The organism is Paenibacillus sp. TAF43_2 (genome assembly GCF_052113545.1).
In the GTDB taxonomy this organism is placed as follows: domain Bacteria; phylum Bacillota; class Bacilli; order Paenibacillales; family Paenibacillaceae; genus Pristimantibacillus.
The window spans coordinates 1-6,488 of sequence record NZ_JBFRDK010000255.1 but is presented as its reverse complement, the minus strand read 5'-3'; the positions used below and the strand labels follow the sequence as shown (position 1 = coordinate 6,488).

The window sequence follows — 6,488 nt, the reverse complement described above, 5'->3', positions numbered from 1 at the left end:
CTAGAAATTAGCTCTATTTCCGCCAAACTGACCAAATGCGAACAAATAGAACTAAAAACTAGTCTAATTTTCAATACTTGTCCTCCAATATGTCTCAAAAGCACGAAGTCGTTGGGAATAGCACTAGAAATTAGTTCTATATCCGCTATGTGTTTATAATTTCTAGGTTTATATAATCAATTGAGCAACTTTCGACGATATGCGGTAGGTGCGTATGCGTTTATGCCCAGAGGCTTGTTCGAGCAGTCCCTGCTGCAGCAGATGCTGCAAGTATTTACGTGCTGTGCAGTGGCTAACACCTAGAAGATGCTGCACTTCCTTGGGAGTAAAGGTTGATTCCCGCTCACGTTGCTGTCCCCATCTTAGAAGTTCTCGATAGGATGCAGGTAACGGTAGAGCCAACTTTTCGGAGCTTTCGAGACCATACAATTTCCCGAGCAACTGTTGAAGAAACTGCTGGCATTGTCTAGGCCGCTCACCGATGTCGTCATAGGAGAAACGCACTACAATCCAGTTATCCAGCACAAGCTGGTTTTGGCGAAAGCGATCATCTGAAAATTTTCGTCGAGACGCTTGTTTGTGATGTGGCCCGTATCCGTCAATTTCGATAGAAATTCGATAAGGTGGGCGAACATAAGCAAAGTCGAGAAAGCGGCTGCCATCGCGATAATCATTGATCTCATATTCAGGATGCAAATAGTCAAAGCTGCCGAGTACAGGCCACCATATATGAATTGCAAATAGCTGCTCGCCATGATCATCGCGCTCTTCTAATCGGCGTCTGCGTTCACTTGTAGTCTTGCGCAGTTCAGTATGCATCGCAATCCACCTCGTGTATGCTTGTTTCACTTTGTCCAAATGAACCAACCCACCTTCATTCCCACTAGCAGATACAATACGATTCACCATACGTAACATCCCACCCCATCCTCATAAAATAAAAAAACACCGCCCCACCACGAACGAATGTCCGTAGTACGAGCGGTGTGCTTCACCTAAATTAATTGTAGCCGAGCAGCGTTCAACTGTCACTAGACTTAAACAACCTATTCGCATGAGTAGCTGGATTTATTTATCAGGTACTATAATTTTCGTATTCAAATGCCAGCCTACGCAAATAAGTGTATAGTTTAGGGAGCGAGTTAAATGGATTATTGCTAATAGCTTGATGTAATCCTGTCAATAATGAAACTTATGAAGAGGTGGTTGAAAATGACCAAACCGCGTATTGGTATGGTTGGACTTGGAGGAATTGCACAAAAGGCCTATCTTCCTATTTTATCGAAAGCTATAGACTGGAATTTTGTTGGGGCTTTTTCACCTAATGCAGAGAAGCGTAAGGTAATTTGTGAGCAGTACCGAATTTCATCCTATGGAAGCTTACTCGAGCTGGCTGACCGCTGCGATGCTGTTTTTGTACATAGCGCTACTGACACTCATTATGAGGTAGTGTCAACTCTGCTCAAACAGGGTAAGGATGTATATGTGGATAAACCGCTGGCAGCTACTTTGCATCAGGCAGAGCGGCTCGCGGAGCTCGCAGAAAAGTTAGGCAGGAAGCTGATGGTTGGCTTTAACCGTCGTTTTTCCCCTTTATACATAGAAGCAAAGGACCGAATGACGGACACGGCATGGATTCGTATGGAGAAACATCGGACGAATTCAGTTGGTCCGCAAACCGCAGAGTTTACGATGCTTGACGATTATTTGCATGTAGTTGATACAGCACGCTGGCTTGCAGATGGGAAGGCGACTGTGATGAACGGCGTCGTTAACGTTAACGAGCATAATCAGCTGCTTTATGCACAGCATCACTACAGTACACTCGGCGGTTACACGTTATCGACTGCGATGCACCGACACGCAGGAACGAACTTGGAGCAGCTCGAAATTGTATCGGCAGGCGAAATTATTCGTGTAAAAAATATGAGTTTGCTCGACGTAGAGCGTGATGATACAGTAACACAAACGTTGCCGCCATCTTGGCAAACGACTCTGAAACAGCGAGGTTTTGAGGATGCTGTTCTTCACTTCATTCAATGTATCGTACAAGATAAGAGTCCAAGCGTGGATGGTGAAGAAGCGCTGAAATCACAAAAGCTGCTAATGAAGATGCTGGAATAAAGGGAGTGCACGAAATGAGTCACGATTCGAAGGCATTGGCAAAACCGAAGCAAGCGCGAAAAAAGAGGGTGCTTATATGGACGTTAGCCATTGTTTTGGTATTACTATTGTCGCTGGCTGTCGCGTATCAAATGATGGTTTATTCACCATCTGCTGAGGCTAAAGCTGCGATGAAGAGCGATGAACAAGTTACGGTCAGCATTGGACAAGCAGGCTATCGCTTTGAACCGACCGCTGGAGCAGCCGGAATTGTTCAGCCTAATGTTATTTTTTATCCAGGTGGATTAGTGGATCCGAAAAGCTATGCTCCTTTAGCTCACAAGCTCGCTGACGCTGGCCACCGTGTGTACATTGCAAGTATGMCGCTTAATCTTGCTTTAATGGGGCAAAACAAAGCGGATGATTTTATTGCTGAGCATCCAGAGGAAAGTTACGTTATAGGCGGCCACTCGCTTGGCGGTGTTTTTGCTTCACGATATGCTGCGGAGCATTTGGATCAACTTGAGGGTATCTTTTTCCTTGCGGCCTATGCAGAAAAAGCTGGAACACTTGAAGATGCTAAGCTGCCAGTATTGCAAGTCACTGCGTCTAATGATGGCGTGTTGGACTGGGAGGCATGGGGCAAAGGAAAGCGGTATATGCCTAGCTCAACGCAGTATGTCACGATTGAAGGAGGGAATCATGGTCAATTTGGTTCCTATGGCACGCAAAAAGGGGATCGACCAGCAAGCATTAAGCCGGAGGAGCAGCTGGAGCAAGTAAGCAATGAGCTGATCGGATGGATGAAGGGAATTCAAGCAACCAAATAACGGATTGTCCAGTTACTAGGACAAACGTACTGCTTTTCATAAGATGACAAGAAACTGTCTCACGGTTAATAACCGGAGGCAGTTTTTTTGTTCTCAACGTTTAGTCCAAAAAGTCTGTATGACTTGCTGTAATGAAATAGGCTTGACATTTATTGGTCGCGGTTGTATGGTTAGTTACATAACTAATGAACCATGTAACCTAAAGGGGTGATGACGTGTTTGATGATCGAAGTCCCATTTACCAACAAATAGCAGACAAAATTAAAGACGACATCATAAGCGGCATTTTGCAAGAAGATGAGCAGGTCATGTCAACAAACCAGTATGCTGCATTTTATCGTATAAACCCGGCTACAGCAGCGAAAGGCTTTCATTTATTGACGGAGGAAGGCATTTTGTATAAGAAAAGAGGAATCGGCATGTTTGTAAATGGCGAAGCTAGGCAATTGCTGCTGGCACAGCGCAGAGATCGTTTTTTCGAAGAGGTTGTCGATCAAATGCTTGCGGAAGCTGAGAAAATCGGTGTCCCTCTTGCAGATATCATTGGTCGCATCGAACAAGTGAAAGGGAGGACTGACGTATGACGCTAGGTATCGAAGTGAATCAATTGGGGCAGCGTTATGGATCATTTTCAGCGCTGCACAATATTTCGTTCAAGCTCGAGGGTGGCAAAATATACGGTTTGCTCGGTAGAAATGGTTCTGGAAAAACCAGTCTATTATCGATCATAGCCTCCTATCGACAGCAATCAGATGGTGAAATAACGATAGATGGTGAAACGCCATTCGAAAATGCACGCATCATGGAGCAAGTATGCTTTATCCAAGAAAGCGGCCATATGCCGGACACTTTATACGTTCGTGACGTATTAAAGCTTTCGGCTAGCTGCTGGCCCAATTGGGATGCAAACTATGCGGATCGACTCATTCGTCACTATGAGCTCCCGATTAAGAAACGTATATCTACCCTTTCGAGAGGAATGAAGTCGGCGCTTGGCGTGACGATTGGCCTTGCTAGCCGCGCACCGGTTACGATTTTTGATGAGGCTTATCTTGGCATGGATGCTCCGTCCCGCTATACCTTTTATGAAGAGCTGCTTAATGATTATATGGAAACGCCACGTACTTTCATTTTATCTACGCATTTAATTGAAGAAGTAGGCAATTTGTTTGAAGAGGTGCTTATTTTGGATAAAGGTCGCCTAATCATGCATGAGGAAACAGATGCGCTGCGGGCGCGCGGCTCATCTATTACTGGACCGAGTGAAAGCGTGGATCGTTTTGCAGAAGGTTTGACGGTGCTTGGGGAGCAGAAGCTTGGTAAAACGAAGTCGGTTACTGTGTTCGGAGAGCTCACTGATGTGAAGCGCAAGCAAGCATTAGCAGCAGGGCTTGAACTTGGTCCTGTATCACTGCAAGATTTATTCGTTCATTTGACGAAGAAAAGAGGGGATGAATAATGAGCAGCAAGAGAAAACATCCCGTGCTTAATGTGGCACAGCATATGATGTACACCTTTCGGTGGACGATCTTTTTTTATTGGGTCATATTTATTCTGATCTATATTGGTATAGGTATTTTGACGAATGCTGAGGCTATAGTAGGACCTGATTTTGAAGGGCAAGAGGTTTGGGAAAGCACGACCATATCGCCGAGAGTATTTCTGCTTGTCATTGGCATACTGCTGACCCCTGCATCGCTCGCAAGCTTTGTTTCCAGTGGAGTAACGAGAAAGCACTTTATTGGAGGCGTGAGTTTAGTACTAGTCCTATTTTCAGCCATATTCGCCCTTATATTAACGATAGGGTATCCCGTCGAGCAATTCATTTATGACAAAAACAATTGGACACTAGAGCTGAACAATCCGCATTTGTTTTCATCTTCTTTAGAGCTCGGCTGGATCTTTTTTGAATATTTCTGTTTGTTCTTTGCCTACTTTGGCAGCGGCTGGCTCATTGGCTCCGGATTTTATCGTTTTAATTGGAAAATAGGCGTACTAATTTCAGTTGCTGCGCTGCTGCCAATGATGGCGATGGAGGCTGTTCTATCGTCAGACTGGATAGGCAATCTATTGCAAACTGGATTAGAGGTAGAACGAGCATCGCTAGCAGCAGTCATTATTCTTGCCTTTGCTGTCATGCTGTGTATTGTAGCCTTGAATTTTATGATGCTTCGCCGTGTATCGATAAGAAAAAAGTTATTTTAATCCAAGTATTCAAGCCGTTTCCAAAGATCGTAACGATCTTTGAAAACGGCTTTATTTATTTTGTCAACAACCAAATTTTTGAAGGAGGCTTATCGAACATTGTCGAAATATAGTATGATATGAGCATTAACATTATCGAGTTTTTGAGGTGCATGATGAAAGTACTACGTAAATTTTTGTTGATCTTCGTGTTTTTGCTCTGTATTGTTACTCCTTTTTTTGCTACGCCTTCTTATGCCTTATCGGGTGCACCAAACGTCGAGATTACAGAATGGGAAATGATGTGGGAAGCAGATCCAACCAGCACAGTCCAAAATGCAGCATCCAGCTTGAGAGCAGGTGATTGGAAATCGTTTACTTATGGTGAAAAATTACCAGTTAAGCCAGAAGACATTAAATCCGCTTGGCTCAGGTTTCAGTTGCCTGATTATGAATTGGCAAGACCATCTTTATTGATTAGCAAGCTTACTGCCAAAGATGTATCGATATTTATTGATAACAAGCTCGTTTATGAGTCTAAAAGAAATTATCCTTTTAATAAAAATGAGATTATTTTATCAATATCCGACATCGAAGCAAATCACATGGTTTACATACTTTTAAGTACGGATTCTAGTTGGTTAGGCTTGAAAAAACCAATTATTGTCGGAGAAGAGCAATCTCTTAGTACACTTTTTATGAAAAAAGAGATGTTTGATGTTTTTATTGGAGCATCACTTTTAATTATTTCGCTCGCTATGTTGCTATGTTTTATATTCCTAAATAAATCTTATTTAGATGGATTGAACTCACTCTGTATTATCATTTTTTCAATAGGGTTAATGATACTATCTATATCGCCTTATTTGCATATGGTATATAAGGAATACGGGTTTCCCATCTACTTTATGTTTGATGTGGGTTCAAATTTACTAATGCCTTCAGTTTTTTTCTTTTTCGAAAAAATATTCGGGAAAGGGCCTTTTGGACTGATTGCTCGTTTTAGAAAATTTCTAGTTGTTGTGTCAACGATTTTGATAGCTTGGTCCCTTACTTTATTGTTCTTAGGTAAAATTTCGAAATATTATATTTTATTCACAACGCTATCGTTCAGTGGCATAATTATTTTTGGGAATTTATTACTACTCTTTTATCTGATTAGACTATGTTTGCAAAAAAATAAAGAAGCGATCATTATTACAATCGGTTTTTGCGTATTTGCTGGAATTGGAGTTTTAGAAGTAATATGGTATTTTATTGAGGGTAAAAACTATGATCTATTTTTATGGAAATGGGGTATTTTTAGTTTTATTGCTGCATTAATTATAATTTTAGCAAGAAGAATATTACAAAACTACGAACAGGTTGTTA

The 6,488-nt window shown here is 42.1% G+C and carries 6 protein-coding genes and 1 pseudogene; 6 read left to right on the top strand and 1 reads right to left on the bottom strand.

The window, feature by feature from the left end; genetic code table 11:
* Positions 1-168 precede the first annotated feature (168 nt).
* The gene (locus AB4Z17_RS30960; RefSeq protein WP_441964133.1) at positions 169-909 is read right to left on the bottom strand and encodes a DNA-binding response regulator; all 741 of its coding nucleotides are present in this window, start codon (positions 907-909) and stop codon (positions 169-171) included.
* A 303-nt stretch (positions 910-1,212) separates the two neighbouring features.
* On the opposite strand from AB4Z17_RS30960, the gene AB4Z17_RS30955 reads away from it, so the two are divergent.
* The 6 genes and pseudogenes from AB4Z17_RS30955 to AB4Z17_RS30930 all read left to right on the top strand — a co-directional run.
* Positions 1,213-2,124, top strand: a complete 912-nt coding sequence (locus tag AB4Z17_RS30955; protein ID WP_441964131.1) for a Gfo/Idh/MocA family protein — start codon at positions 1,213-1,215, stop codon at positions 2,122-2,124.
* 14 nt (positions 2,125-2,138) lie between these two features.
* Positions 2,139-2,933, top strand: a complete 795-nt coding sequence (locus AB4Z17_RS30950) for an alpha/beta hydrolase (RefSeq protein WP_441964130.1) — start codon at positions 2,139-2,141, stop codon at positions 2,931-2,933.
* Between the two features lie 215 nt (positions 2,934-3,148).
* Positions 3,149-3,517, top strand: a complete 369-nt coding sequence (locus tag AB4Z17_RS30945) for a GntR family transcriptional regulator (RefSeq protein ID WP_076271901.1) — start codon at positions 3,149-3,151, stop codon at positions 3,515-3,517.
* A complete protein-coding gene (locus tag AB4Z17_RS30940) occupies positions 3,514-4,392 on the top strand; it encodes an ATP-binding cassette domain-containing protein (RefSeq protein WP_441964128.1) in 879 nt (292 codons plus the stop codon). Before AB4Z17_RS30945 ends, AB4Z17_RS30940 begins: the two co-directional genes overlap by 4 nt.
* The gene (locus AB4Z17_RS30935; protein ID WP_076271899.1) at positions 4,392-5,138 is read left to right on the top strand and encodes a hypothetical protein; all 747 of its coding nucleotides are present in this window, start codon (positions 4,392-4,394) and stop codon (positions 5,136-5,138) included. Before AB4Z17_RS30940 ends, AB4Z17_RS30935 begins: the two co-directional genes overlap by 1 nt.
* 152 nt (positions 5,139-5,290) lie before the next feature.
* A pseudogene (locus AB4Z17_RS30930) lies at positions 5,291-6,488 on the top strand (hypothetical protein); the annotation flags it as partial.